Here is a 24,559-nt window from a genome sequence, read left to right on the forward strand (position 1 = left end):
ATGCCGAAGCTGGGCGAGCAGGTAGAGCTGCTGCGGGAGCGGCGAGATGCGGTCATCTCCCCGAGGTTGGGAAACCTCGGGGAGTCTCATCTCGGTCCACACACGGAGCTTGTACGGCGAGGAATTTCCCCTGTTTACGCTGATGATGGCGATGTCCAAGTCATCAATCAGAAATGTGTGAGGCCGGGATCCTCACTCGACTTGAGCTTTTCGAAACGGAATGATTCAAGGCAAAAGAATGTCCCGTTCGAGCTTCTAGTTAGACCTGGAGATGTTCTCATCAACTCGACAGGTACAGGCACATTGGGTAGAAGCGTGTGTGTAGTTGATGAGGTTCCAGCGGCAACTATTGACGGGCACGTAACTTTAGTCCGGCCAAACGGATCCTCACTGATGGGTGAGTTCTTGGCCTATTACTTGAGTTGTCGTGAGGATTGGCTGGTGCTCGAGTCACGGGGGAGTACGAACCAGATCGAGCTGTCGCGAGACACGATTTTGGCGATACCTGTTCCACTCCCACCCCTCCGCGTCCAGCGCCGCATTGCTAGCTACCTTGATGCCGAGACCGATCGGATTGACGCCATGACCGCAAAGCTGGACGAGCAGGTGGAGCTTTTGCGGGAGAGGCGGGTATCGGTGGTGCAGGATGTTCTAGCGGGATTTCCGAGCACTGGCAGCACTTCGCTGGGGCTGCAACTTGAGACGCACTTCCCAGGTGAATGGGGAGACGATCCCGGAAGAGGGGGGCTGGATGTCAAATGCGTGAGGGTAGCTGATTTCGACCGAGCTACCAAGACGGCAAACGATGATGTGCGAACAATACGGTCGATTGTCCCGGGAAAGGTTTTTAGTAAAGCTTTGAAATCGGGGGATCTGCTCGTAGAAAGGTCGGGTGGTTCAGAGAAGAAGCCCGTCGGAAGTGCGTTCTTCTACGAAGGAAGCTCTCTAGCTGTTTGTGCGAACTTCATCGAAGTGCTGCGCTTTGATAGCAAGAATGATTCACGGTACTGGTTTTATCTATTAGTCAATTCCTATGATAAAGGCGATTTTTCTACCCTTTATAACCAAACGACAGGAATTCAGAACCTAAAAATGGACTTGTTCCTGCAAAGGCGATTCCCTGTGCATTCCCTCGATGAACAGCGTCGCATCGTTGCTGATCTGGACGAGAGGACAGCCCGAATCGACACCATGATCGACAAATGTACGGAGCTGCGAGAGTTACTTCGGGAGCGCCGTGCAGCACTGATTAGAGCAGTCGTTACTGGCCAGAAAGAGGTCTAGCCATGGCTAAGGCAAATCTCGAGATCGGTCTCGAAGACACGATCTGCTCAGAGCTGACTGACTACGGCTGGCTGTATGAGGCAGGCGGCGCCGACAAGGGCTTCGACGCCGGCCTAGCGCTCTACCCCGAAGATGTACTGGCGTGGCTGAGTAGCCAGTACCCCGACGAGTATCGCAAGGTGATCCCGGACAGGCTGACGGGCCGCGACCTTAAGCGGGCGCAGCGCTCGCTGTTGGAGGACTTGGCCACGCAGCTGGACAAGAAGCCCGTGGTCAACCGCAAGACCGGACAGTCCACAGGCGGGTTGATGGGTGTCCTACATACGGGCTTTGTCTACTCACGCCCGGGGCGCAGCACGGCGAGATTCGGCGCCATGGTGGCGTTCTCCCCTGCTGATCCCACCATCATCGCAGCAAGAAAGCGCTCTCAGGCGAACGTCCTGCGCGTGATCCGCCAGGTCCACTTCGACACGGAGCGCACCAAGGACACCATTGACGTGATGCTGCTGGTCAACGGAATACCCGTGGTGACCATGGAGTTGAAAGCCGACTCATCGCAGAATGTCATCGACGCAATGGAGCAGTACAAGTCCGACCGCAAGCCGGTCAAGACGTCACGCGTGCTGCGACCGGGCCGGTGCCTGGTGCATTTCGCGGTGTCTGATGCCGAGGTCTACATGACCACGAAGCTGGCCGGCAACGCCACAACCTTCTTGCCGTTCAACCGTGGGCGCGAGAACGGCCATGCGGGCAACGACCCCATCCCAGGTGGCATCGCAACAGAGTATCTGTGGAAGCAGGTGTTGGAACGCGAGCTGTTCCTGCGGATTTTGGGTAATTTCGCCTTTTTCGAGCCAAAGAACAAACGTGTCGGTGCGGACGGCACGTTGATCTTTCCGCGCTACCACCAGCTTCGCGCTGTGGAGCGTGTTGTAGCCGATATCAGTGAGCAGGGTCCGGGACAGCCATACCTCATTTGGCACTCGGCGGGTTCCGGCAAGACAAAGACGATTGCGTGGTTGGCGCACCGGCTGAGCCGCCACGTGATGCCCAATGGTGAGCCTACCTTTGACTCGGTGATCCTTGTTTCTGACAGGACGGTGCTGGACAAGAACCTGCGTGACAGCGTGCAGATGCTGCGCGCGTCCGAAGGCTTGGTTGTGCCTATCGAACATGGCTCAGAAGCGAAGTCGGAGCGCCTGAATGAGGCTCTGACCGTTGGTAATGCGATTATCACTTGCACGCTGCAGACCTTCCCCGAGGTGCTTAGTCGTATCGAGTCCCGTGAGGATCTCGAAGGCAGGCGCTGGGCAGTCATTGCCGATGAGGCTCACTCCAGCCAGACGGGTCGCACGGCGAATGCGCTGCGCGAACTGTTGGCTGATGATGGTGAGCTGGGTGATGACGAAGATGAGATCGCAGCCGATGACCTGTTGCTTTTGAAGAAGCGCCGGACGGCACAGGCTGCGAACATTACCTTCATCGCTTTTACTGCCACGCCGAAGGAAAAAACGCTGGCGCTCTTCGGTACCGCGCATGGCGGCAAGAAAGCGGCGTTCGATACCTACACGATGGCACAGGCAATCCAGGAGGGCTTCATCCTGGACGTGCTCACGAACTACTCGACCTACGAGATGTTCGCCCGCGTGGCGGCTAAGGCTGAGGAGTCAGACGAGGTGGAGCTCGACCGTGCAGTGTCAGATGTCTACAAGTTCGTTCGGCTCCATGACACGGCGATCTCACAGAAGGTGCAGATCGTCGTCGAGCACTTCAAGGAGAACGTGCTCGGTGAGTTGGATGGCCAGGCCCGCGCCATGGTCGTCACATCGTCACGTGCCAATGCAGTGCGGTGGGCTCTGCAGATGAACAAGTACATCGAGGCGAAGGGTTACGGGCGGCTGTTCAAGGCGTTGGTGGCGTTTTCCGAGAAAGTAACGCTCAAGGAGACAGGTGACCTTGAGTACACCGAGGCGTCGATGAATGGGGGCGGTGATGTCGAGGAGAAATTTAAGGACGATAAGCAGGACTACCGCGTGATGATCGTGGCGAACAAGTTCCAGACGGGATTCAATGAGCCACGCCTGATCGCGATGTACGTGGACAAGAAGCTCAATGGCGTCGCCACGGTACAGACACTGTCCAGGCTTAACCGCACGCACGCGGGCAAGACGACGACGATGGTGCTCGACTTCGTGAACGATCCAGAGTCGATTCTTACGGACTTCAAGAAGTACTACCAGTCGGCGTCGATCACCGAGGAACTGGACCCGGCCGAGCTGCCGGAGATGGGTACGCAGTTAGACGCCTACGGTTTCTACGACCATGACGACATGGACGCCATTACGAAGGCTGAGTTGGATGGCAAGGACGCCACGCACCGGGACTTCGTGAAGGTGCTGCAGCCCATCGCAGATGCGTGGCTGACTGAGTTGATGGATGCCCGCCGTACCGGTGACGACGATGCCGTGAAGACCGTCATGGACTTCCGCAGGCTGGTGCGCTCATACATCTCGGCGTGGGAGCTCTACACCCAGATCCTCGACTACCGCGATGCTGACCTACATAAACGTGCATTACTCCTGTCGCACCTGCAACGCTACCTGGTTGACCGCCACGGCCCGTCTGAGGAGGATTATGCTGCTCGCGTGCGGCTTGAAGGTTTGTCGATGCAGCCGAAACTTATCGAGGAAGACCTGGGCTTGACGAAAACTGACAGCGAAGATGACGAGTGGGGTGCTCTGTCGTTCGTGCCATCACGCATTGGTGGCGGGGCAGACACACCTGAGCTTGGGCCGCTGGATAAGGTCGTGGACGCGGTTAACGAGATGCTGGCTGCTCAAAACGCCGGCGTCGAGCGCCAGGCAGTGGCAGGCTTCATCTCGACCACGTGGGGCAAGGTGATGGCTAATCAAGAAATTAAGGGGACGGTGCTGGACAACACACCGGAACAACTGCGCAACTCCACCGCCTTCTCAGAAAAGCTCCTGCAATTGCTCTGGCAGCAGCGCAAGAGCAACGAAGAGATCAGCGATCTGGTGATGTTCGACGAGAAGGGGCGACGGATGTTCGCGTCGCAGCTTCTGGAAGAGATGATCCGTCTTCGCGAGAACGGCGAACTCGAGTAAGCGTGAGGGGCCTGGCGCTTAGCTGTTTACGTCTGTAGGCGGCGCCAGGTCTTGTCGCGTCCCCAGTTATATAAACAACGCTGATTTTCTTGAAGGCTCGAATCATTTCCATGTGATCTACACCCGCTAGGGGATCTTGGCCACCAAGATCTCCTCGGTGATGGAGACGTCCACCGAACCTAGGCCAGTGAGATGTGGAGCTCGTTCACAGCGAAGAGCCCCCTCGTACTGGCGGTCCAATCAGGACGACGGTAAGCACCGGAAGTCGGGGTAGCGGGCACCACACGTAGTGTCGTTGTTGTGACTTCCACACGTATGAAGGCCTTCCGCTGGCTCGCGCTGTTGCTCATCGCCCTCGGCATCGGGGCGATGGCCATTGGAGCGGCCGACAAACCCAACTCACCGACCGCCACCCTTCCCGACGGGTTCGACTCCACCCGGGTCGCCGAACTGCAGCAGCAGGCCTCGGAGGATGAGGCGGGCTCGGACGGCGAGGCGAACTCCCAGGCCGCCGTCGTGCTGTTCAACACCGACGACGGCGCCACCCTGCAACCCGACGCCCTCGCCACGCTGCAGCAGCGCGCCGAGGAACTGGGCGGCCCGCTCATCCCCTCCGAGGACGCCACGGCCGCCATCGTGCCCGTCGAGGTGACCTCCGAGGGGCTCACCGAGAACGCCGACGCCGTCACCGAACTGCGCGACGACGCCGCCGCCGACCTGCCCGAGGGCGTCAGCTCTCAGGTCACCGGTCCTGCAGCAGTCGAGGCCGACCTCTCCGGCGTCTTCTCCGGCGCCAACGTGCTGCTGCTGTCCGTCACCGGCGCGATCGTGGCGGTGCTGCTCATCGTCACCTACCGCTCGCCGGTGCTCTGGCTGCTTCCGCTGATCGTCATCGGCATCGCTGACCGCGTGGCCGCCACCGTGTTCACCTGGGTGCTCTCCGCCACCGGCACCGTGTGGAACGAGTCCACTGCCGGCATCCTCTCCGTGCTCGTCTTCGGCGCCGGCACCAACTACGCGCTGCTGCTGATCTCCCGCTACCGCGAGGAACTCGCCGCCACCGACGACCGCTTCGCCGCCATGGCGCGGGCCTGGACCCCGACGCTGCGCACCGTGACCGCCTCAGCCTCCACTGTCGTGCTCGGCGTGGCCTGCCTGCTCGCCAGCGTCGTTCCGACCACCCGCGGCCTGGGCCTTTCGGCGATGATCGGCATCGTCGTCGCCTTCATCTTCGCGATGTTCGTGCTGCCCGGCGTGCTCGTGACCTTCGGCCGCTGGGTCTTCTGGCCGCGCATCCCGAAGGTCGGCGACGAGCCCGAGCACAAGCTGTGGGACAAGGTCGCCGGCTTCGTGGAGAAGAAGCCGGTCGCCGTCACCGTGACCTCGCTGATCGTCATCGGTGCGGCCTGCACCGGTGCACTCGGCATCACCACGGGGCTGAACCAGTCCGACCAGTTCCTCGACACGCCCGAGTCCATCACCGCCGCCGAGGATCTCGAGGCGGCCTTCCCCGAGCAGGACGCCACCCCGGCGCATGTGGCCACCCGCGACGCGGCCGCCGCGACCACCGCCCTCGAGGACGCCGGTGCGACCGTGCGCGAGCAGGGCACCGCCGGCGAGTACGCCATGCTGAGTGTCTCCAACCTCGACACCAATGCCGCCCGCGAGGCGCTCTCCGGCGTCGGCTCCGAGTCCCTCGTCGGCGGCCAGGACGCCCAGCTCGTCGACGCCGAGGAGGCCGCCGCGCGCGACCGCACCGTCGTCTTCCCGCTGATCCTCGGTCTGATCTTCATCGCCCTGGTGTTCCTGCTGCGCAGCTTCCTCGCGCCGCTGATCATGACCGCCACCGTGCTGCTGACCAACATCGCGGCGCTCGGCCTGGGCTGGTGGGTCTCCACCGGGATCTTCGGCTTCGACCGCTTCGACTCGACCACCCCGCTCTACGCGTTCGTCTTCCTGGTCGCCCTCGGCATCGACTACTCGATCTTCCTGGTCACCCGAGCCAAGGAGGAGGCGGCCGCGTTGGCTGGGGACAAGGTCGGCGGCTCCGGGGTCGGGGACGGCGATGGTGCCGCAACCGGCTCGAGCGCTGAGGGCGGCTCGGTCGCCGTCGGCGTCGCCGCGCCGGGCGAGGCCACCCGCCGCGGCGTGCTGCGCGCACTCTCCGCGACCGGTGGCGTGATCACCTCCGCGGGCATTCTGCTGGCCTCCGTCTTCGCGGCCCTCGGCGTGCTGCCCCTGGTGGTGCTCGCCCAGATCGGCATCGTTATCTTCCTCGGCGTCCTGCTGGACACCCTGGTGGTGCGCACACTGCTCATCCCCGCGGTGGTGCAGCTGCTCGGCGAGAAGTTCTGGTGGCCGGCCAAGCCTTTCGCCAAGGTGCGGAAGGACGAGGCTGCCGCGTAGCGGTTAGGGCGTCGGCACCCGGTTGCGTCGGCGCCGGGAGCGGTCCTCGCTCCGTAAAGTGGTGGTCATGAACACCTCCGTGCCGAAGCTCGATGACGTCCGTCCGGTCGTACTCTCCGTCCTCGTCGATAAAGAAGAGCCGGTGCGGTTGCGCGATCTCATGAAGCTTGTCGCGGACCGGATGGGCCTCGATGAGGCCGCGAGGGCGGAGACCGTGAGCTCGGGGCAAAACCGGCTGGCCAATCGAGTCTCCTGGGCTTGTTCGGGGCTCTCTCACGCCGGGCTGGTGAGTAAACCCTCCCGAGGTGTGTACCTGGTCACCGACGACGGCCGCGAGGTGGCTGGCCGGGGGCTGACCACGTACACCGAGAAAGACATGGTCGAGTGGCCCAAATGGGCGAAGTACCAGGAGGAGGTCGCCGCCCGAAAGGGTAAGAAGCAGTCGGAAGGCTCCGAGGTGTCGGCCTCGGCTCCCGGGGTTCGGGTCTCTGCGACCTCGCCGACCCCGGAAGAGCCGGCGGAGGACCCGGTCGAGATCATCTCCGAGAACGTCGAGGCCCTCAACGCCGCGGTGGCCACCGAGCTGCGGACCCGCCTGCAGGAGGCCTCGCCCGAGTTCTTCGAGAACGCCGTGGTCGAGCTGCTCTGGGCGATGGGTTACGGAGGTGCCAACGGCACCCGCCAGCACATCGGCGGCACCGGAGACGGCGGTGTGGACGGTGTGATCAACCAGGACGCCCTCGGCCTGCAGCAGATCTACATCCAGGCCAAGCGCTACGCCGACGGCAACACCGTCGGCCGCCCGGAGATCCAGCAGTTCTTCGGCGCCCTGCACAGCAAGGGTGCCAACGGCGGCGTCTTCATCACCACCTCGAGTTTCACCTCGGGAGCCGTCACCGAGGCCCGCGGCTACGCCGGGCAGATGGTGCTCGTCGACGGCATTCGGCTCACGGAGCTGATGCTCCACTACGGCGTCGCGGTTCAGCCGGCGAAGAAGTTCACCGTCTTCGAGGTCGACGAGGAGTTCTTCGACGACGAGATCTGAGCCGCGACGGCGCAGCCGTCGCGCTCCACCAACCGCAAGAAAAGACGCCCCGGGTGACCCCGGGGCGTCGTCAATTGAAGTGCGAGGCGATCACCAGGCGCTCGCCGACCGACGCTGCATCGTCTCCCGGTACTGCTCGGTGGTCTTCGGCAGCAGCTCGCCGGAGCCCCACTCGAGGATCACGCCGTGCCGGCGGACCACGTCGTAGACGTCCAGCTCGCCCTCGCGGTAGCCACGGGCGACCTCCTCGGGATCGGTGTAGAGCCACTCCGCGCGCGCCGCACGGAACTCCTCGCGGCGGGCGGCGGTGGCGGCCTTGTCGATCTCGTACTCGTCGAGCTCCGCGTCGATCTCGTGGATGACCACGCCGTAGTCGCGCTCGGCGCGGCGCACGCTGACGTAGCCGTCGATGACGTCCTCCAGCACCGCCTCCGGATCGCGCTCCAGCGCGTCGCCGTAGCCGCCGCCACCGGCCGAGGGGCGGGTGAAGGTGTCGCCCGGGCGGATCTTCACGTCCGAGAACGTCGCGCCCAGGTAGCGCTCCTCCTCGCTGCCCTTGTTCAGCCACACCCCGTGCGGCACCGACGGCAGGCCGCCCTCGATGCCCCAGGTCACCGAGCGGCCGCGGTCGCAGCAGTAGCTCATCACGGCCTTGAGCGCGTCGGTGAGCGTGCCGCCCTTCTCCACGCCGCAGCCGCCGCGGAACTTACCCGGGCCGCCCGAGTCCGCCTTGATCTCGTGGCCGGTGGTCAGCACCGGGTTGAGGCGCTCCTGGCCCTCGACCGACTGCACCGCCAGGCCCGTGCCGAACACCGGTGCCGTCGCCGAGGAACCATCCTTGGTCGAGCGGCCACCCCAGCCGCCGGCCATCCAGTCGTACCACATGAAGTAGCGCTGCTCCTCGGTGCGCGCGTCATGCCCGCCGACCAGCAAGTACTCCAGGTTGAACGCACACGCCATGGCACGCTCCGGCATGATCTGGCTCCACAGCTCGAAGACGGCGTTCATCACCTTCTCGTACGGACCCGAGCAGAAGCCGGAGACCGCGTAGGGCCAACCGGCGTTGACCACCGAGCCCTCCTCGCCGAGCTCCGCGGTCACCGCGGCGTAGAAGCCCGAGTTGAGCGGCACCTCCGGGAAGAAGGTCTTCGTGCCCGCGTAGATCGCCGAGTGCGTCGCGCCGTAACCGGAGTTGAGGAACGTCGAGACCGCCGGCGCCGACTCCGAGAGGTCGTAGTGGATGCCCTCGCCGTCGAGGGTGAGCTTGACCTTGATCGGCACCAGGCCCTCGCCGAAGGCCGGGTCGGAGTCGATGTAGTCCACCGTCTCCCACTCGCCGTGCGGCAGGTCCGCCAGGCTGCCGAGCACCGTGCGGCGCACGTAGTCCTGCGTCTCGCGCATCGCGGTGACCACGGTGTCCTTGGAGTACTTGTCCACCAGGCGCAGCACCTCGCGCTCGCAGACGGCCGTCGCCTCGGTCTGCGCGTTGAGGTCGCCGAAGGCCTGCTCGGGCGCGCGGGTGTTGGACACCAGCAGCTGCGCGACGTCGTGAAGCAGACGGCCCTCGCTGCGCACGCGCACCGGGGTGATGCGCAGGCCCTCGGAGAAGTGCTCCCGGGCGTTGACGTCGAAGGAGCCCGGCACGTTGCCGCCGATGTCCGCCCAGTGGCCCTTGTTCTGGGCGAAGCCGATGATCTCGTCGCCGACGAAGATCGGGCGGATGAAGCTGACGTCGTTGATGTGGGTGCCGCCGCGGTACGGGTCGTTGACGCAGAAGACGTCGCCCGGGTGGATGTCGCCGGCGAACTCCTCGAGCACCGCCTTGCACTGGAAGTGCAGCGTGCCGACGTGCACGGCGATGTCTCCGGACCCTTGCATGACTGTGTTGCCCTCGGCGTCGCACAGGGCCGAGGAGAAGTCCCGCGAGTAGATCACGAAGGAGTAGCAGGTGCGCAGGATCTGCTCGCTCATCAGGTCCACGCTGGTGGCGAAGGCGTTCTTGAGCACCTCGAAGGTGACCGGGTGCAGGCTGGTGGGCGAATCGGTTGTGGTGGTCACTGGTCGTCTCCCGTCAGGTGGATGCGGATGTTGAGCCATTCGTCGATCTCGGCGCGAGTCTCCGGCGGCACGACCGTGGTCGAGTCCAGCTGGTTGATGATCGCCGGCCCGGCGATCTCCATGCCGGGGCCCAGCGCGTCGCGGTCGTAGACCGGGGTGTCGTGCCAGTCGCGGCGGAAGTGCACCTGGCGCGTGCCCGTCGGCTCCGGGGTCTTCTCGCCGGCATCCGCGGTCGGGGTGAACGCCGGCTTCGGCGTCTTGCCCACGGCCTTGAGGTGCAGCTGGTAGATCTCCACCGGGGTCTCGTCGTTGCGGAAGGAGAACTGGCGCTCGTGCTCCTCGTGGAAGCGGGCGACCGCGGAGTCCAGGGCGTCCGGGCCGGAGCCGATCGGGACCTGCAGGGAGCGCCACTGCCCGGCGTAGCGCATCGAGATACCGCGGCGCAGCTCCCGGTCCTCCTCGGCGACACCCTCGTGGCGCAGCCGCTCGGTGGCCTCGTCCTCCAGGGCGGCGAACTCGTGCTCCAGGTGGTCGCGGTCCGCGTTATCGGTGGAGGTGGTGTACATCGTGGCCAGGTCGTGCTGGACGTCGACGAGCAGGCAGCCCATCGCCGAGGTGACACCCGGGTTCGGCGGCACCACCACGGTCGGGATACCCAGCTCGCGGGCGACCTCCGCGCCGTGCAGCGCGCCGGCGCCGCCGAAGGCGATCAGCGCGAAGTCGCGCGGGTCCAGGCCGCGGCGGATGGAGACCAGGCGCACCGCGTCCGCCATGTTCGCGTTGGCGACCTTGAGGATCGACTCCGCGGCCTCCGCGGTGTCCAGGTCGAGCGGCCCGGCGATCGTCTCGTTGACGGCCTTCTCCGCCAGCTCCGCGTTCAGGTTCATCGCGCCGCCCGCGAGCTGCGTGCCCAGGCGGCCGAGCACCAGGTTCGCGTCGGTGTTGGTCGGCTCCGTGCCGCCCTGGTCGTAACAGGCCGGGCCCGGGTCCGCGCCCGCGGACTGCGGGCCGTTGCGCAGGGAACCGGCGATGTCGATGTGCGCCAGCGAACCGCCGCCGGCGCCGATGGTCAGTACCTCGATGCTGGGGAAGACGATCGGGTGGCCGTATTCGACCTCCCACTCCTTGGTCACACGCAGTTCGCCGTCGGCGACGATCGAGATGTCCGTCGAGGTGCCGCCCATGTCCAGGCCGACGGCGTTGCGGTAGCCGCACTGCTCGGCGATGTGCTGGGCGGCAATCGCCCCGGCCGCGATGCCCGAGGCCGCCAGGCGGACGGGGAAGCGCTTGACCATCGTCGGCGTCATCGACCCGCCGCCGGAGTGCAGCAGGAGCAGGTCGCCGTCGTAGCCGCCGTCCTTGAGCTTGCCGTCCAGGCGCTCGACGTACCCGGAGACCAGGGGGCCGAGCACCGCATTGGAGACGGTGGTGTTGAAGCGCTCGTGCTCGAAGATCTCCGGCAGGATCTCCGCCGAGGTCGACACCGTCGCCTCCGGCAACTCCTCCTCGAGGATCTCGCGCATGCGCACCTCGTTGTCGCCGTTGGCGTAGGAGTTGATGAAGCACACGGCCACCGTGCCCACGCCGCGCTTGCGCAAAAGCCGGGCCAGGTCGCGGGCCTCGTCCTCGTCGAGCGGCTCGACGACGCGGCCGGCGGAGTCGACGCGCTCGGTGACCTCGAAGCGGTCGCGGCGGCGCAGGTAGGGCCCGGAGACGTCCTTGTAGGCGTCCCACAGCTCGTCCTTGGTGCCGTCGCGGATCTCGAGGACATCCCGGAAGCCCTTCGTGGTGACCATCGCGGCCTTGGGGAAGCGGCGGGTGATCAGGGAGTTGGTGGCCACGGTGGTGCCGTGGGAGAACAACTCGACGTTGCTGAGGTCGATCTCGCCGCGCTCGACGCCGGCGATGACGGCCCGCATCGGGTCGTCGGGGGTGGACGGGACCTTGGTGACTCGCATGGACTTCTCGGTGTCGTCGAAGATGCAGACGTCGGTGAAGGTTCCGCCGACGTCGACCGCGACTCTGAGCTCTGACATGGTTTCCTCCTCTGTATGAGTTGTGCCATATCTTGCGCTCGGTGTGTCCGCGACGACCATGAAAAAACTATGATTCTTCCCAACCGGATTTGTGGAAACCACAAATTGCCGTGTGACCAGGTCCGGCCAGACGAGGAGAGCGGGAATGGGCGAACCACAAGACGAGCTCGCGGTCATGCGCGCCGTACTTCGTGCCGGGACCGGTCCCGCGCCCCTGACCGGGTTGGTCGAGGCTCTCGCGCAGGCGGTCAACGGTGCGGCACTCGTCTTCGGCGATGGGACGCAACTCCTCGCCTCCTCGGGCGGGGCCCCGGTGGCTCTAGTGCGGGAGTGGTTGGCCGGCACGGGCGGTGACGGAGAAATAGGACGCTGGTTCACCGCCGCCCGCGAGATTCGCGTCGGTGCGCACGCTTACCAGTTCGTGTTAGCCGCCTTCGATGCCGGGCACGTGCGCGACGTCGCCTCGCCGGCGTTCGAGGCGGTCGAGGCGATTCTCGGCTCCTACGGAGCCGTCGACGAGTTCTCGCGCACCCAGCGCAGTATCGGGTCCGCGAAATTGTTGCGCGACCTGCGGCTCGGGGTCAGCCCGGCCGGTGAGCACCGGGCCTGGCGTCGCATGGCCGAGTTCGGTTTCGCCCCCTATGCCCCGTTGAGACTGGCCGTGTGCACCGATGTGGCCGGTGGCAGATTGCCTCCCGAGGCGGTGGCCGCGCTCGCCGATGCCGCAGCCACCGATGGCCTGCCGTTGCTCGCCCTCGAGGCGAGCGGACAGGACGGGGTTGAACTGCTCCTGGCGTTGCCCGCGGAGACCGCGCGCGCCGGGCTCGCCGCTGCGCTCGCAGCGGTGGCCGACCGGTTCGGAGCGGGGGAGGGGGAGCCCGGCGACGCTGCGGATGATGAAACTGCGTCGCCGGTGGCCGCCGGACTCTCAGCCGCTTTCGACCAGCTCACGCGCGTCCCGGAGGCAGTGCGGACGGCGTGTACGGCCGTCGAGGTCGCGCGGCGGCGGGCTCCGGTCGAAGCTGACGGGGAAACGGGCGCGGTGGCTACAGTGATCGCGGCCGAGGAACTCACACCGGCGGAGTGGCTGCTCGCGGCCAACCGCATGCGGGCCGGCCGGGAAGCGCTCACCGGATTCGTCGCGCCGCTGGGCGAGCATCCCGAGCTGCTTGAGACCCTCATCGTCTACCTGCGTTCGCGGATGACTGTCTTCAGTACGGCCAGCAAGTTACGCGTCCACGAAAACACGGTGCGATATCGACTTCGGCGCATCGAGGGGCTGCTCGGGGAGTCACTCTCGGACCCGTTGGCCCTGACCAACCTGTGCCTGTCGCTGTACCCGGAGGTCTCAGAGGAAACAAACGGTGTGTAACCACAACCGCAACCCTTCCCGCCCCAGGCGGCTCACCGCGACGTCGTCAAGCGGTAGGCGTCCGCACCGGGCAACGTAGGTCCCCAACTATGCGGAAGCGACCGGCCCCGCAGCGCTCATCGCACGGAGACCGGCCGCCGCCCTAGACCAACTCAGTCGTCGAAGTAGTGCTCGACGTCGACGGTGCCGCCGGCGGCCTCGAACTCCTCCTTGACCGCCTCACGCAGCTTGGCGTCCGTCATGAAGTCCAGCGCCACCTGCGCCAGCCCGTAGGCGCCGTCGACGGCCGCCTTGTCGCCGGCAGGTGTCCCCGCCGCCTTGGCGAAGGCGCGCGTGTGCAGCGCCTCGTCCTCCGCGCCGACCTTGATCAGCGGGTGGATGCCCGGCACCCGGTAGGAGACGTTGCCGAAGTCCGTCGACGCCGCGATGATCTCAGAGACCACGCCCAGCGGCAGCGGCTCGCGGCCGCGCTTGCGCTGCGCCTCCACCCACCGGCTGGTCAGCTGGTCATTCGTGCGCACACCCAGGGTGGCCGGTGAGTAGTCCCAGTCGAGCTCCACGGCGCAGTCGGTCATCATCGCCGCGCCCTTGAGCACCTTCTCCACCCGCCGCGACAGGTCCTTGAGCGTGTCCGGGTACTTCGAGCGGACGTAGAACTTCATCTCCGCGCGCTCGGTGATGATGGACTGCCGGGTGCCGCCCTCCGTGATGATCGCGTGGATGCGGTCGCTCGGCGGCACCTGCTGGCGCAGCACCGCCAGCCCCTGGTACGCCAGCGCCGCCGCGTCCAGGGCGTTGCGCCCCATGAACGGCTGCGAGGACGCGTGCGCGGCCACGCCGGTGAACGTCGCGGTGAGCACGCGGCGGCCCAGCCAGATCTGGTCGGCCAGGTCGTAGCCGTAGGAGTGCAGCATGATCGCCGCGTCCATGTCCTCCGGCTTGAAGGCCCCGCCGCGGGCCATGACCTCCTTGCCCGAGGAGCCCTCCTCGGCCGGGGTGCCGATGTACTTCACCGTGCCGTGAAAGGCCTCCGGGTCCTCCTTGACCAGCGCGGCGAGCCCCAGATAGGCGCCCAGGCCCGTGGCCGCCATGACGTTGTGGCCGCAGGCGTGCCCGATGTTCGGCAGCGCGTCATACTCCGACAGGATCGCGATAGTGGGGCCCTCGCCGTTTTCCAGGTGCGACTCGAAGGCCGTCTCCACGCCGTAGACGCCCTTTTCCGCCTCCAGGCCGTGCTTGTTCAGGATCTCCACGATCTTGTCCACGGAGCCGTACTCCTCGAAGGCCGTCTCCGGGTGGGCGTGAAGGTGCTGCGACAGCCCCACGATGTCCTCGCGGAAGGAGTCGACCAGCTCCTCGAGCCGCCCGCTCAGCTTCTCCGGCGCGCCGGCCTGCGTGGGCTCGTGGTAGCGCATCGTGTCCTTGGCCTCCTGCGTGGCGGCGGCCAGGTGCCGGGTGAAGGCGGGGTTCGGGGCGACCGGTTCGGTCAAATCGCGGGTCTCACACATTTCTCTTTCCTTTCTCTCCCGGCCTGCCGGCCGGGGCGGTTGGTTCAGGTTCGGGGTGTTTGCGCGCGCCGCGCGTACCCGGCGCGGGTGCGCCGGCGCGGCGCGGGCAAGTGGGCGGCGCACCACGCGGTGCGTACCCGGGGTGGGTGTGCTCGCGCGGCGTCGGCAAGCGGTCACTTACGACGCCGGGCGTACGCGGCGCAGGTGCGCGGTCACCCCACGACGCCGGCGATGGCCAGGCCGGAGGCGACGGCGGCGACCACGGCCGTCACGCCGGGCACCATGAAGGAGTGGTTGAAGACGAACTTGCCGATGCCGGTGGTACCCGTGCGGTCGAAGTTCATCGCGGCGACGATCGTGCCGTAGGTCGGCAGGAAGAACGCGCCGTTGACCGCCGGCCACATCGCCGCCAGCGAGGCCGGCCCCAGGCCCAGGGAAAGCCCCAGCGGCATCAGGGTGCGCGTGGTCGAGGCCTGCGAGAACAGCACGATCGAGCAGGCGAACAGTGCCACGGCGAACGTCCAGGGGCGCTCGGTGACCAGGCCCTCGAGCCCGCCGACGATCAGCTCCTCGTTCGCCGCGATCACCGTCAGGCCCAGCCAGGCCAGCCCGAAGATGCCGACCAGGGCGATCACTCCGGTGCGCGCGATCGACGAGGACGCGATCGGGCCGACCTTGACGTGGGTGACGGCGACCATGATCGCGGCCGCGGAGAGCATCAGGATCTGCAGCAGCAGCGCGATGCCCATCGGCTCGCCGTCCTCTCCCGGTGGGCGCAGGCCCGGGAACGCGCCGAAGACCACGACGAGGACCACGGTGGCCAGGAAGACCGCCGCGGTGATGCGCGGGGAACCGGGGCGCGCGCCGTTCTTCTCGGCGAGGATGTCCTCCTCCAGGCGGCCGTCGGCACTGACGGAGGCCGAGGCGACGGCGACCTGGGAGTCGGCCTCGGAGTCGGGGTCGTGGCCGAGCTCGGCGAGCGCGGCGTCCATGCTGATCTTCTCGCGGCGGGCCTTGCGCTGGGCGCGGACCATCACGGGGATGTCCTCGACCTCGCCAGCGGCCACGCGGCGCTGGAACTCGGGGTCGTCCTCGAGCTCCTTGCCCCAGCGCAGCATGACCAGGGCGGCGACGATCACGCCGATCAGCGTGGCCGGCACGGCGATGAGCATGATCTTCGGCAGGGAGTAGCCCTGGGTCTCCACGACGACGATGAAGGCGGCCATCGCCGCGGAGACCGGCGAGGCCGTGATGCCCTGCAGGGAGGCGACCACGGAGACGGTCATGGGCCGCTCCGGGCGGATGCCGTTGCGCAGTGCCGTGTCATGGATGACCGGCAACAGCGGGTAGAGGATGTGGCCCGTGCCGGCGGCGAAGGTGAACAGGTAGGCGACCAGCGGGGCGATGATGGTGATGCGCTCCGGGTAGCGCTTGATGATCTTCTCCGCCATGCGCACGAAGAACGCGATGCCGCCGGCGGCCTGCATGGTGGCGGTGGCGCAGGTGACCGCGAGGATGATCAGCATGACGTCGACCGGGGGCTTGGCAGGTGCCTCGCGGAAGACGAACGTGATGATCAGAAGGCCGACGCCGCCCCAGAAACCGAGGGCGATGCCGCCGTGACGCGATCCCAGCCAGATGCATGCGAGCATCACCGCCAGCTCGGCGATGAGGATCCATGTCATGAGGGGGCTCCTAAAGAGTTTTCTTTGATTGTGTGGTGAGGGTTCGGCCTGGCCTGGCCTGGTTGGGCCGGGCCGCGGGCTGCGCCCGGGCGGGGCCGGGTCGTGTTGTACCCGGTCGTTCCGGGTTGTGGGCGGCGCCTGGGCTGAGCCGGAGCGCCGCCGCGTCGTCCGGGGCCGGGAACGGTCGGGCCTTGCGGGGCCGGGGCCGTGCCGGGGGCCGGACCCTGTGCGTCGGCGGCGGAGGCGCGCTGGTGCGGGCCGCGTCGCCGGCGGTGGGATGGGCGTCCACAAGGCTCGGCCCGTCGCGGGATCTCTGTGGCTATCGTGGCGGAAGGTTAAACCTATGTGGAACTGATTCTATAGTACGGACGGATGACCTACTGAGCCACAATAAGTAGCTAATAACGCGCATGATGTGGCTCACTCCATATGGTCTGGGGGCGGAGTCGCGGGGCTTGGTGGGGTCGGTGGGTGCCGGAGCTGTCACCGCGCGGTACACCTCGGCCGCGAGCGGACAGGCCAGGGGAGACCTGGGCGTCCGTAGAGTGGACACATGCAGGGGAAGTATGCATTCGCCTGAGGCGAAGGCCCAGGGAATCTGCCGCTCCCTACAGTTCAACGAACTTCGTAGCCCCGAAGGAGCCCGCACCTGATGATCTCGGAAATGCCCAACATCGACGGCCTCCGTCCCGCAGTGCTGGCGGTGCTGGCCGCCAAGCGGGAGCCGGTCCGCCTCCTCGACCTACTGGTCATGGCCGCCGACCATGTAGGGCTCGACGAGGACATGCGCGAGGAAACCCTTGCTTCCGGCGGAAACCGGCTGCGGCTCCGGGTCAGCTACGCGTGCTCGAGTCTGACCATCGCCGATCTGCTCGAGCGGCCACAGCGGGGCTTCTACAGGATCACCGACAACGGGCGTGCGGTCGCCGAGCGTCACCTCGAGGCCTACCGCGAACGTGACCTGGAGGAGTGGCCGCAGTGGCGGTCCTATCAAGAGGAACTGGCCGAGCGCCGAGAACATAAAGCAAGCGAGTCGGAGGGGGCCGGCGGTTCCGGGGCGGGTGGCAGTTCTCCCGCCCCGGCGGCCCAAAGCAGCGATGAAGACGGGCAGAGTCTTCTGGAGCGGGTCCGTGGCGGCATCGACGAGCTCAACAACGCGGTGGAGACCCGCCTGCGTGCTCGGCTGCAGCAGGCGTCCCCGCAGTTCTTTGAAAAGGCCGTCGTCGAACTGCTCAAAAAGATGGGATACAGCGGGACGAACGGGCGTGGTCGTACGGTCGGCGGCAGCGGCGACGGTGGCATCGACGGGGTCATCGATCAGGACGCCCTCGGTCTGCAGAAGATCTACATCCAGGCCAAGCGTTACGCCGACGGCAACGCCGTGCAGCGGCCCGCCATCCAGCAATTCTTCGGCGCCCTGAGCGGTAAAGGTGCCGGCAGGGGTGTCTTCATCACCACCTCCACATTCACCCGCGGCGCCCGTGAGGAAGCTCAGCGCTACGGCGGGCAGATGGTCCTCATCGACGGCATCAGGCTCACCGCCCTGATGCGGCACTACGGCGTCGCAGTCCAACCGTTGCAGGACCTGGAGATCTACCAGATCGACGAGGACTTCTTCGAGGAGGACGAGGAGCTGGGCTGATCCTTCCGCGAAGATGAGTGGGGCTTTGGCCAGCGAAGCGGTGGGAACCGGCGCGCGTGCCACGCCGTCTAAGTCAATGGAGAGAGAAACGCGCGTGAGGCCGCGATAATGGAGTCGACGGGCAGCATGAGATGACTCCCCAGGGGGAGGAGGCGGATATGACGAAGCGGGTCAACGTCAACCCGACGATGATGCGTTGGGCGGCCGAGCGTGCCGGGCTCGGGGAAGAGCAGCTGGCCACGTGGCCGAAGTGGCGTGCCTGGTTTGACGGCGCGGCCCAGCCGACGGTGCAGCAGGCTCGGGCCTTCGCCAAACGCACCCACATCCCCTTCGGGGTCCTGCTCCTCGACGAACCGCCGGAAGTGAACCTGCCCGTCGCCGACTTCCGCGCCGGCCGAGGCCGCTCTTGCAGAGTCAGCCCGCAGTTGCTGGACACGGTCTATGCATGTCAGCGGGTCCAGGACTGGTACGTCGACTACGCACGGGACGAAGGCGCGGAGCCGTTGGGCTTTCCTGGGAGCGCCGGAAAGGGCATAGGCGAAACCGCTGCCGCTATCGCGACCACGCTCCAGTTCACCGTGCCCGCGCGGCGGCGAGGCAAACTCCGGGACGCGACAACCGCCCTGCGCTACGTGGCCGACCGGTTTGAAAAGCTCGGTGGCCTGGCGATGTTCAACTCCGTAGTCGGCAACAACACTCACCGCACGCTTTTCCTCGAGGAGGTACGTGGGCTGAGCCTGAACAGTGATATTGCCCCGCTGATCTTTGTCAACAGTGCCGACACCAAGGCGGGCCAACTGTTCTCCTTTTTCCACGAGTGCGCGCATATCTGGCGCGGGGACAGCGGGGTCAGCGTGGATATCTCCCCGGATTCTCGCGCCGGCGGCGGGGTGGAAGCCTGGTGCAACAAGGTCGCCGCCGAAGTGCTGGTGCCGGCCGACGATCTGCGGGCGGAAGGCGTCCGCGCCGCCGCGCTCGCCGAGGACGCGGAGCGCTTGGCCCGCGAGCGTTATCTGTGCTCCCCGCTGGTGGTGATCCTCGCCGCCAAGGCGGCGGGACTTGTGGACGCTGAGCGCGCGGACCGGGTCTTCAGCCGCGAAAGCGCCCGGCTTGCGGCCCTGGCGGCCAAGACCGGCAAAGGCGGCGGAGACTTCTACCGCACGCTGCCCGCCCGCATCGGTCGTACCGCCTACGAGGCCATCCTGCGCCAGGTGCGCGACGGGGTGACCTCTTACACCGAGGCGATGAGCCTCCTCGATGTGCGGCTGGGCACCCTCGACCGGCTGCTTGACCGGAACGAGAACGCGGCGTGAGTTACCTGTTAGATGCAAATATTTTCATGGCGGCGGCCCGTACTTACTACCACCCGGAACTTGTCCCGTCGTTTTGGGGCTGGTTGGAACGAGAAGTAGCGGCCGGGCATGTCCATTCGATCGTCAATGTTCGGGAAGAGATCGAGGGCGGCGATGATGGGGACTTTCTGAAGCGCTGGATCGAGCCTCTTCCTGACAGCTTCTGGTTGGACCCCCACGCTGATGCCCAGCGCGAGATCAAGCGCGTCACGCGGTGGGCAACGTGCCGAGATCTGGATTACAAAGAAGCTGCGCGGGCTAAGTTCCTGACGGGCGCCGATTCCTTCCTGGTTGCGATGGCGCTCGCGGAGGGCCACGTCGTGGTAACCAGCGAGGTGTCAGAGCCGAACTCGAAGAAGAACATTAAGATTCCTGATGCCTGCACCGCTCATGGTGTGGGTTACAAAAACCCACTCGATCTCTACCGCCAGCTGGGTATGCGGTTCTGAAGGTAGGCCGCGAAGCGAAAGCGCGAGGTGCTTTAGGGGCGGCGAACGGGGCTGCACGGTTGTGCGCCCACCGCCGCCACCGCAACTAATTGAGGCCCACACCGCCCACGGCGGCGTCGGAAATTTGGCCCCGCAACCAGGCTGCGGTGTCCCTGCGTACCCGCGCGCCTCGGCCCTCCACCGCCGCCGCCCGCGCCGGGCCGCCCCTCAGCGCTTGACGTTGGTGAACGCCGAGACACCCGTGATCTCGCGGCCGAGGATGAGCGCCTGCATGGAGTCGGTGCCCTCGTAGGTGGCCACGACCTCCATGTCGGAGAGGTGGCGGGCCACGCGGTTCTCCAGCAGCACGCCGTTGCCGCCCATCATGTCGCGGCCGATGCGGCAGACCTCGAGCGAGTTGCGCACCGTCTGCATCTTCATCATGGAGGCCATCGCGTGGGTGAACTCGCCGCGGTCGATCAGTTCGATCATCCGGCGGCACAGCAGCTCGTTCTGGGTGACCCCGGCGAGCATCGTGGCCAGCTTCTCCTGCACGAGCTGGTAGCCGGCGATCGGGGCGCCGAACTGCGTGCGGTCCAGCGCGTACTGGCGCGCCACGGCGAAGGCGGCCACACCGTGCCCGGCGGCCTCCCAGGCCACGCCGCCGCGGGTGGCGCCGAGGACCTTGTTGACGTCCTTGAAGCTGTTGCAGTTCTGCAGGCGCTCGGTCTCCGCGATGCGCAGGTCCTCGATCTCGATGTCGGCCTGCTGGATGGCGCGCTTGCCGAACTTGCCCTCGATCGCCGTCGGCCGGTAGCCCTCCGGGTAGCTGCCGTCCTCGCGCTTCTCCACGACGAAGGCCTTGACCTGGCCGTCGGCCTCGTCACGGGCGAAGATGACGATCACGTCGCCCTGGTGGCCGTTGCCGATCCAGCGCTTGTGGCCGTTGAGCACCCACTCGTCGCCCTCGCGGCGCGCGGAGGTCTCCAGGGAGACCGCGTCGGAGCCGTGGTAGGGCTCGGTCAGGCCGAACGCGCCGGTCTTCTCGAAGCGCGCCATCGCCGGCAACCAGCGCTCGCGCTGCTCCTCGTCGCCGAGGGTGTGGATCGCGCCCATGCCGAGCCCGGAGTGCACGCCGAAGAAGGTGTTGACGGAGCCGTCGATCATGGCCAGCTCGCGGGCGACGATGCCCATGGCCAGCTCGGACAGTCCCGGGCAGCCGTAGCCGGAGATCTGGCCGCCGGCGATGCCGAGCTCGGCGAGGCCCTTGATGACCTCGGGCGGGAACTCGGCGCGCTCCCAGTACTCGTTGATCACGTCGAAGACGACGTCGCGGCCGAAGGCGCGGATGCGGTCGCGCAGCTCGATGACGTCGGCCGGGAGGTCGGCGTCGAGCAGCAGGAAGTCGGGGTAGTCAGCGTCGGTGAGCTTCTTGGCCTCGGGGTGCGGGGTGGGCTGCAGGGACATGTCGGCCTCCTCGGGTCCGGGTGTGTGGGTTTCCGTGTGCGTACGGGGTTGTGCGAAGGCGATACGAATCGCCGTTCGTTTGTGATGCACGCTACATTGCCGACGTCCCGTGCGTCCCCGTTTCCGTGAGTTCTTCCGCGCTGCGATGTGTGCGACGTGGCTAATATCTCCACCATCCAGGTGGTTCACAGGGGGCGCATATGAGAGAATAAGCCCATGAATAGTGTCCGGGGCTTGTTGGCTGCGCTTGTCTGCGCACCTCTCGTCCTGAGCCTCGCCGCGTGCGGGGGTGACACGGGGGTAGACGGGGGTGATTCCGTCGGGTCCCACATCGGCGCGAAGGGACGCGACGGGCTGAAGCGGCCGAAGGTCAGCGAGAGCCCCGAGGGGCTCAGCCCCGGCGGCGCGATGGGCGAGATCTCCGGCTGCGGCGACTGGCGTGCCGACGAGCTGGGCACCACCTACTTCGCCGACGGCAGCGTCGGGCTGACCGGGCGCTGCTTCAACCTGATGTGGGACGAGTGGGAGGCCGAGCGCGACGGAAAGGCCCCGCGCCGCTCCTCCGCCGCGCGTCCGTCCGGGCAGACCAATATCGCGCAGGGTCGCGGCGGTGCCGCGGGCTCCGCCGGTTCGGCGGGCTCTGCCGGTTCCGCCGGCTCCGCGGGTTCCCGTGTGGCCCCGGGGCGCACCGGCGGCAACGGCGCCGGGGGCTCCGGCGGTGCGTCCGTCGTCGCCGGCGGCGGTGGTGCCGGCGGTAATGGCACCGGCGGTACCGGATGGGGCCGCTGGGGTGGTGGCACTCCGGCGCCGAGCCAGAACGACAACGGCTGGGGCGGTGGCGCCCCGGCGCCGGATCAGGGCGGCCACGGCTGGGGCGGCTGGACCGTTGCTCCGGGCAACGGCGGCGGCAACGGTGGCTCCGGTAACGGCGGCAACGGTGGCAAGGGCGATTCCGGCGTGTCGGCCGGCGGGGGCGACGGCACGACCGTCATCGCCGGACCGACTCCGACCCCGCCCGGCGAGGACGCCGGTTCCGGCGGCCTCGTCCTGGTCCCGGGCAACGGTTCCGTCCCCGGCGGGATGCTCGAGCCGGTTGAGCCGGGCCAGCCCTCGAAGCCCGGGGACCCGGCCGCGCCGGGTGAGACCCCGAAGCCGGGCACGGGTGGCTCCTCCTCGGACTCCTCCGGGTCGTCGACGCAACGCGGGACGGACGAGGACGACCCGGACAACCCGGGTACGTCCGAGCCGGGTACGTCTGAGCCTGGGCCGACCGAGCCGGGGACCACCGAGCCCGGCGGGACCGGGCACTGGGTGCCCTGGACTCCGGTGGGCCCGTCGCAGCCCGTCGATCCGGAGGACCCGGACAAGGGCGGTGACCGGGACAAGCCGGACGACCCGGATGACCCGGACGTGCCTGATGAGCCCGGTGACACCGGTCGGCCGGGGGACTCTGACCGGCCCGATCCCGGCGAGACCGACGAGCCCGGTGACTCCGATAAGGCTGATGACTCCGGTCAGCCCGGTGACTCCGATAAGTCCGACGGCTCCGACAAGCTCGATAAGCCGGGTGGAGGTTCCGTCGTGATCGTCATCAAGCACCCGCACGGCCACCTGCACGCGGACTAGGTACGGGCGCCGCGGTTCGTCAGTGGCCCGCTTTCCGGATCGCCGGGGACGAGCGTGTTCCCGGCGATCACCGGGGGCGGGCGGGCTCTTCCGACGGCTGCGCCCCAGTCGACGCCCCGGCCGTCGTCGGCTCACGATCTTCCAGCCACGCGAGGATTTCCGCGCGGTGTTCGTCAACCCCGGGCGGAGCCAGCCGGTAGTCGACCGGTGTGCGGGAGAACCCCATCGGGTCGGCGACTGTGGGCACTCCGCCGGCGTCAGCCACCGGGTCGAGGCCCAGTTCCTCGGCGAACGCGACGCCCTCGCCGATGCTCATGATCGGCGCCGCCGGCACCCCCACCTCGCGCAGCCGCTGCGTCCACTCGTCGGCGGTACCGGCCGCCAGGCGCTCTTCAAGCAGCGCCTGCAGCTCCCCGCGGTGGGTGTTGCGCTGCTCCATCGTGGCGAACCGCTCGTCGGTGGCCAGCCCGGGCGCCCCGAGCGCGGCGACAAGCCGGCCGAACTGCGCGTCGTTGCCGCAGGTGATCACGACCTCGCGATCGGCGGCGGCGAACGGCCCGTAGGGAAACAACGAGGGGTGGATGTTGCCCATCCGGCGCGGCTCCACCCCGCCGGCGACCACCGCGCCGGCCGCGTTGACCAGCCCGGAGAGCGCCGAGGACTGCAGGTTCAGCGCGATGTGCTGGCCCTTCCCGGAGATCTCGCGCTCGCGCAGCGCCGCGAGGACCCCCACCGCGGCGTGCAGCCCGGTGATCACGTCGAAGATCGCCACGCCCGCCTTCTGCGGCGGGCCGTCGGCCGCGCCCGTGACCGTCATCAGTCCACTGGTCGCCTGCACCAGCATGTCGTAGCCGGGCAGGCCCGCCCCGCCGGCGGTGCCGAAACCGGTGATCGAGGCGTGCACCAGGTGGGGCCACCGCTCGGCGACCGACTCCGGGTCCAGACCGAACTTGACCAGCCCGCCGGGCTTGAAGTTCTCGATGAACACGTCCGCCGCGCCCACCAGCCGGTGCGCCGTGGCGAGATCCTCCGGGTCCTTGAGGTTCAGCGCGATGGAGCGCTTGTTGCGGTTGACGCTCAGGTAGTAGGTGCTCACCCCGTCGCGCACCGGCGGGCGCCACTCGCGGGTGTCGTCGCCGCCGGGTGACTCGACCTTGACGACGGTCGCGCCCAGGTCCGCCAGCAGCATCGTCGCGTACGGCCCGGCGAGCACCCGGGAGAAGTCGGCGACGACCAGCCCGGCGAGCGGCCCGCTCGGTGCGGTCCTGTCTTCCTCGGCTCCGGTGTCGTGCGGCGGTCGGGTCATCGTCTCTCCTCGTCGTCGGGTCGTCGGGGTCGGGCCTCAGGCGCGCCGGGCCCTGGGCTCCGGCACCGGCGCCGCTGCCCGACACCCGGGCCGTTGCCGGTACCGGCACCGTCGCCGGCGCGGTGACCGTTTCGGGTACCGGCGCCATCTCCGGCACCTGGGGTGGTGAGGTGGACACTAAACACATGCAAAAGGTGACGTACGGCATACGGTCGGATA

15 protein-coding genes are annotated in these 24,559 nt (G+C 67.1%); 9 read left to right on the plus strand and 6 right to left on the minus strand.

Features of this window, described 5'->3' with window-relative positions; genetic code table 11:
* The 4 genes from CFRA_RS11955 (at position 1) to CFRA_RS00440 (ending at position 7,860) form a co-directional block, all read left to right on the plus strand.
* Entirely contained in the window at positions 1 to 1,284 is a 1,284-nt protein-coding gene (locus CFRA_RS11955) for a restriction endonuclease subunit S (RefSeq protein WP_281247482.1), read from the plus strand.
* 2 nt (positions 1,285 to 1,286) lie between these two features.
* On the plus strand, positions 1,287 to 4,409 hold the full coding sequence (locus CFRA_RS00430) for a type I restriction endonuclease subunit R (protein WP_075662989.1): 3,123 nt from the start codon (positions 1,287 to 1,289) through the stop codon (positions 4,407 to 4,409).
* 315 nt (positions 4,410 to 4,724) lie between these two features.
* Positions 4,725 to 6,815 (plus strand): MMPL family transporter, encoded by a 2,091-nt coding sequence (locus CFRA_RS00435; protein WP_075662990.1) that lies wholly within the window; start codon positions 4,725 to 4,727, stop codon positions 6,813 to 6,815.
* Between the two features lie 67 nt (positions 6,816 to 6,882).
* On the plus strand, positions 6,883 to 7,860 hold the full coding sequence (locus tag CFRA_RS00440; protein ID WP_075662991.1) for a restriction endonuclease: 978 nt from the start codon (positions 6,883 to 6,885) through the stop codon (positions 7,858 to 7,860).
* Between the two features lie 90 nt (positions 7,861 to 7,950).
* Here CFRA_RS00440 and CFRA_RS00445 read toward each other — a convergent pair whose 3' ends face one another.
* Positions 7,951 to 9,957, minus strand: a complete 2,007-nt coding sequence (locus CFRA_RS00445) for a hydantoinase B/oxoprolinase family protein (RefSeq protein WP_156887924.1) — start codon at positions 9,955 to 9,957, stop codon at positions 7,951 to 7,953.
* Positions 9,915 to 11,954 carry a hydantoinase/oxoprolinase family protein gene (locus CFRA_RS00450; RefSeq protein ID WP_075662993.1) on the minus strand — a complete coding sequence of 680 codons (2,040 nt, stop codon included), beginning with the start codon at positions 11,952 to 11,954 and terminating at the stop codon, positions 9,915 to 9,917. Before CFRA_RS00450 ends, CFRA_RS00445 begins: the two co-directional genes overlap by 43 nt.
* 145 nt (positions 11,955 to 12,099) lie before the next feature.
* On the opposite strand from CFRA_RS00450, the gene CFRA_RS00455 reads away from it, so the two are divergent.
* Positions 12,100 to 13,326 (plus strand): PucR family transcriptional regulator, encoded by a 1,227-nt coding sequence (locus CFRA_RS00455; RefSeq protein ID WP_075662994.1) that lies wholly within the window; start codon positions 12,100 to 12,102, stop codon positions 13,324 to 13,326.
* Positions 13,327 to 13,478: 152 nt separating this feature from the next.
* On the opposite strand, the gene CFRA_RS00460 is transcribed toward CFRA_RS00455, so the two are convergent.
* Both CFRA_RS00460 and CFRA_RS00465 read right to left on the minus strand, forming a co-directional pair.
* Complete coding sequence (locus CFRA_RS00460; protein ID WP_075662995.1) at positions 13,479 to 14,834, minus strand: M20 family metallopeptidase; 1,356 nt, start codon at positions 14,832 to 14,834, stop codon at positions 13,479 to 13,481.
* Between the two features lie 212 nt (positions 14,835 to 15,046).
* Positions 15,047 to 16,519, minus strand: coding sequence for an anaerobic C4-dicarboxylate transporter family protein (locus tag CFRA_RS00465; RefSeq protein WP_075662996.1), 1,473 nt, complete (start codon positions 16,517 to 16,519; stop codon positions 15,047 to 15,049).
* A 664-nt stretch (positions 16,520 to 17,183) separates the two neighbouring features.
* On the opposite strand from CFRA_RS00465, the gene CFRA_RS00470 reads away from it, so the two are divergent.
* The 3 genes from CFRA_RS00470 to CFRA_RS00480 all read left to right on the plus strand — a co-directional run bounded on the left by CFRA_RS00470 (position 17,184) and on the right by CFRA_RS00480 (position 19,962).
* Entirely contained in the window at positions 17,184 to 18,161 is a 978-nt protein-coding gene (locus tag CFRA_RS00470) for a restriction endonuclease (RefSeq protein ID WP_083666990.1), read from the plus strand.
* A 158-nt stretch (positions 18,162 to 18,319) separates the two neighbouring features.
* On the plus strand, positions 18,320 to 19,474 hold the full coding sequence (locus tag CFRA_RS00475) for an ImmA/IrrE family metallo-endopeptidase (protein ID WP_075664762.1): 1,155 nt from the start codon (positions 18,320 to 18,322) through the stop codon (positions 19,472 to 19,474).
* Entirely contained in the window at positions 19,471 to 19,962 is a 492-nt protein-coding gene (locus CFRA_RS00480) for a DUF4411 family protein (protein ID WP_075662998.1), read from the plus strand. Before CFRA_RS00475 ends, CFRA_RS00480 begins: the two co-directional genes overlap by 4 nt.
* A 207-nt stretch (positions 19,963 to 20,169) precedes the next feature.
* Here the strand turns inward: CFRA_RS00480 and CFRA_RS00485 are convergent, their stop codons facing one another.
* On the minus strand, positions 20,170 to 21,408 hold the full coding sequence (locus tag CFRA_RS00485; RefSeq protein WP_075662999.1) for an acyl-CoA dehydrogenase family protein: 1,239 nt from the start codon (positions 21,406 to 21,408) through the stop codon (positions 20,170 to 20,172).
* Between the two features lie 408 nt (positions 21,409 to 21,816).
* Between CFRA_RS00485 and CFRA_RS00490 the strand changes: the two genes are divergently transcribed.
* Positions 21,817 to 23,034: a hypothetical protein gene (locus CFRA_RS00490; RefSeq protein WP_075663000.1), complete on the plus strand. Its 1,218-nt coding sequence runs from the start codon at positions 21,817 to 21,819 to the stop codon at positions 23,032 to 23,034.
* A gap of 67 nt (positions 23,035 to 23,101) precedes the next feature.
* Here CFRA_RS00490 and CFRA_RS00495 read toward each other — a convergent pair whose 3' ends face one another.
* Positions 23,102 to 24,340 (minus strand): CaiB/BaiF CoA transferase family protein, encoded by a 1,239-nt coding sequence (locus CFRA_RS00495; protein ID WP_075663001.1) that lies wholly within the window; start codon positions 24,338 to 24,340, stop codon positions 23,102 to 23,104.
* Positions 24,341 to 24,559 lie beyond the last annotated feature (219 nt).

It is taken from the genome of Corynebacterium frankenforstense DSM 45800 (genome assembly GCF_001941485.1).
Taxonomy (GTDB): Bacteria; Actinomycetota; Actinomycetes; order Mycobacteriales; family Mycobacteriaceae; genus Corynebacterium; species Corynebacterium frankenforstense.

What these genes read in the sequence shown, in the direction of transcription:
- CFRA_RS11955 (WP_281247482.1), top strand. Translation starts at nt 1, where the DNA reads ATGCCGAAGCTGGGCGAGCAGGTAGAGCTGCTGCGGGAGCGGCGAGAT.
- CFRA_RS00430 (WP_075662989.1), top strand. Translation starts at nt 1,287, where the DNA reads ATGGCTAAGGCAAATCTCGAGATCGGTCTCGAAGACACGATCTGCTCA.
- CFRA_RS00435 (WP_075662990.1), top strand. Translation starts at nt 4,725, where the DNA reads ATGAAGGCCTTCCGCTGGCTCGCGCTGTTGCTCATCGCCCTCGGCATC.
- CFRA_RS00440 (WP_075662991.1), top strand. Translation starts at nt 6,883, where the DNA reads ATGAACACCTCCGTGCCGAAGCTCGATGACGTCCGTCCGGTCGTACTC.
- CFRA_RS00445 (WP_156887924.1), bottom strand. Translation starts at nt 9,957, where the DNA reads ATGGCTCAACATCCGCATCCACCTGACGGGAGACGACCAGTGACCACC.
- CFRA_RS00450 (WP_075662993.1), bottom strand. Translation starts at nt 11,954, where the DNA reads ATGTCAGAGCTCAGAGTCGCGGTCGACGTCGGCGGAACCTTCACCGAC.
- CFRA_RS00455 (WP_075662994.1), top strand. Translation starts at nt 12,100, where the DNA reads ATGGGCGAACCACAAGACGAGCTCGCGGTCATGCGCGCCGTACTTCGT.
- CFRA_RS00460 (WP_075662995.1), bottom strand. Translation starts at nt 14,834, where the DNA reads ATGTGTGAGACCCGCGATTTGACCGAACCGGTCGCCCCGAACCCCGCC.
- CFRA_RS00465 (WP_075662996.1), bottom strand. Translation starts at nt 16,519, where the DNA reads ATGACATGGATCCTCATCGCCGAGCTGGCGGTGATGCTCGCATGCATC.
- CFRA_RS00470 (WP_083666990.1), top strand. Translation starts at nt 17,184, where the DNA reads ATGCCCAACATCGACGGCCTCCGTCCCGCAGTGCTGGCGGTGCTGGCC.
- CFRA_RS00475 (WP_075664762.1), top strand. Translation starts at nt 18,320, where the DNA reads ATGACGAAGCGGGTCAACGTCAACCCGACGATGATGCGTTGGGCGGCC.
- CFRA_RS00485 (WP_075662999.1), bottom strand. Translation starts at nt 21,408, where the DNA reads ATGTCCCTGCAGCCCACCCCGCACCCCGAGGCCAAGAAGCTCACCGAC.
- CFRA_RS00490 (WP_075663000.1), top strand. Translation starts at nt 21,817, where the DNA reads ATGGGCGAGATCTCCGGCTGCGGCGACTGGCGTGCCGACGAGCTGGGC.
- CFRA_RS00495 (WP_075663001.1), bottom strand. Translation starts at nt 24,340, where the DNA reads ATGACCCGACCGCCGCACGACACCGGAGCCGAGGAAGACAGGACCGCA.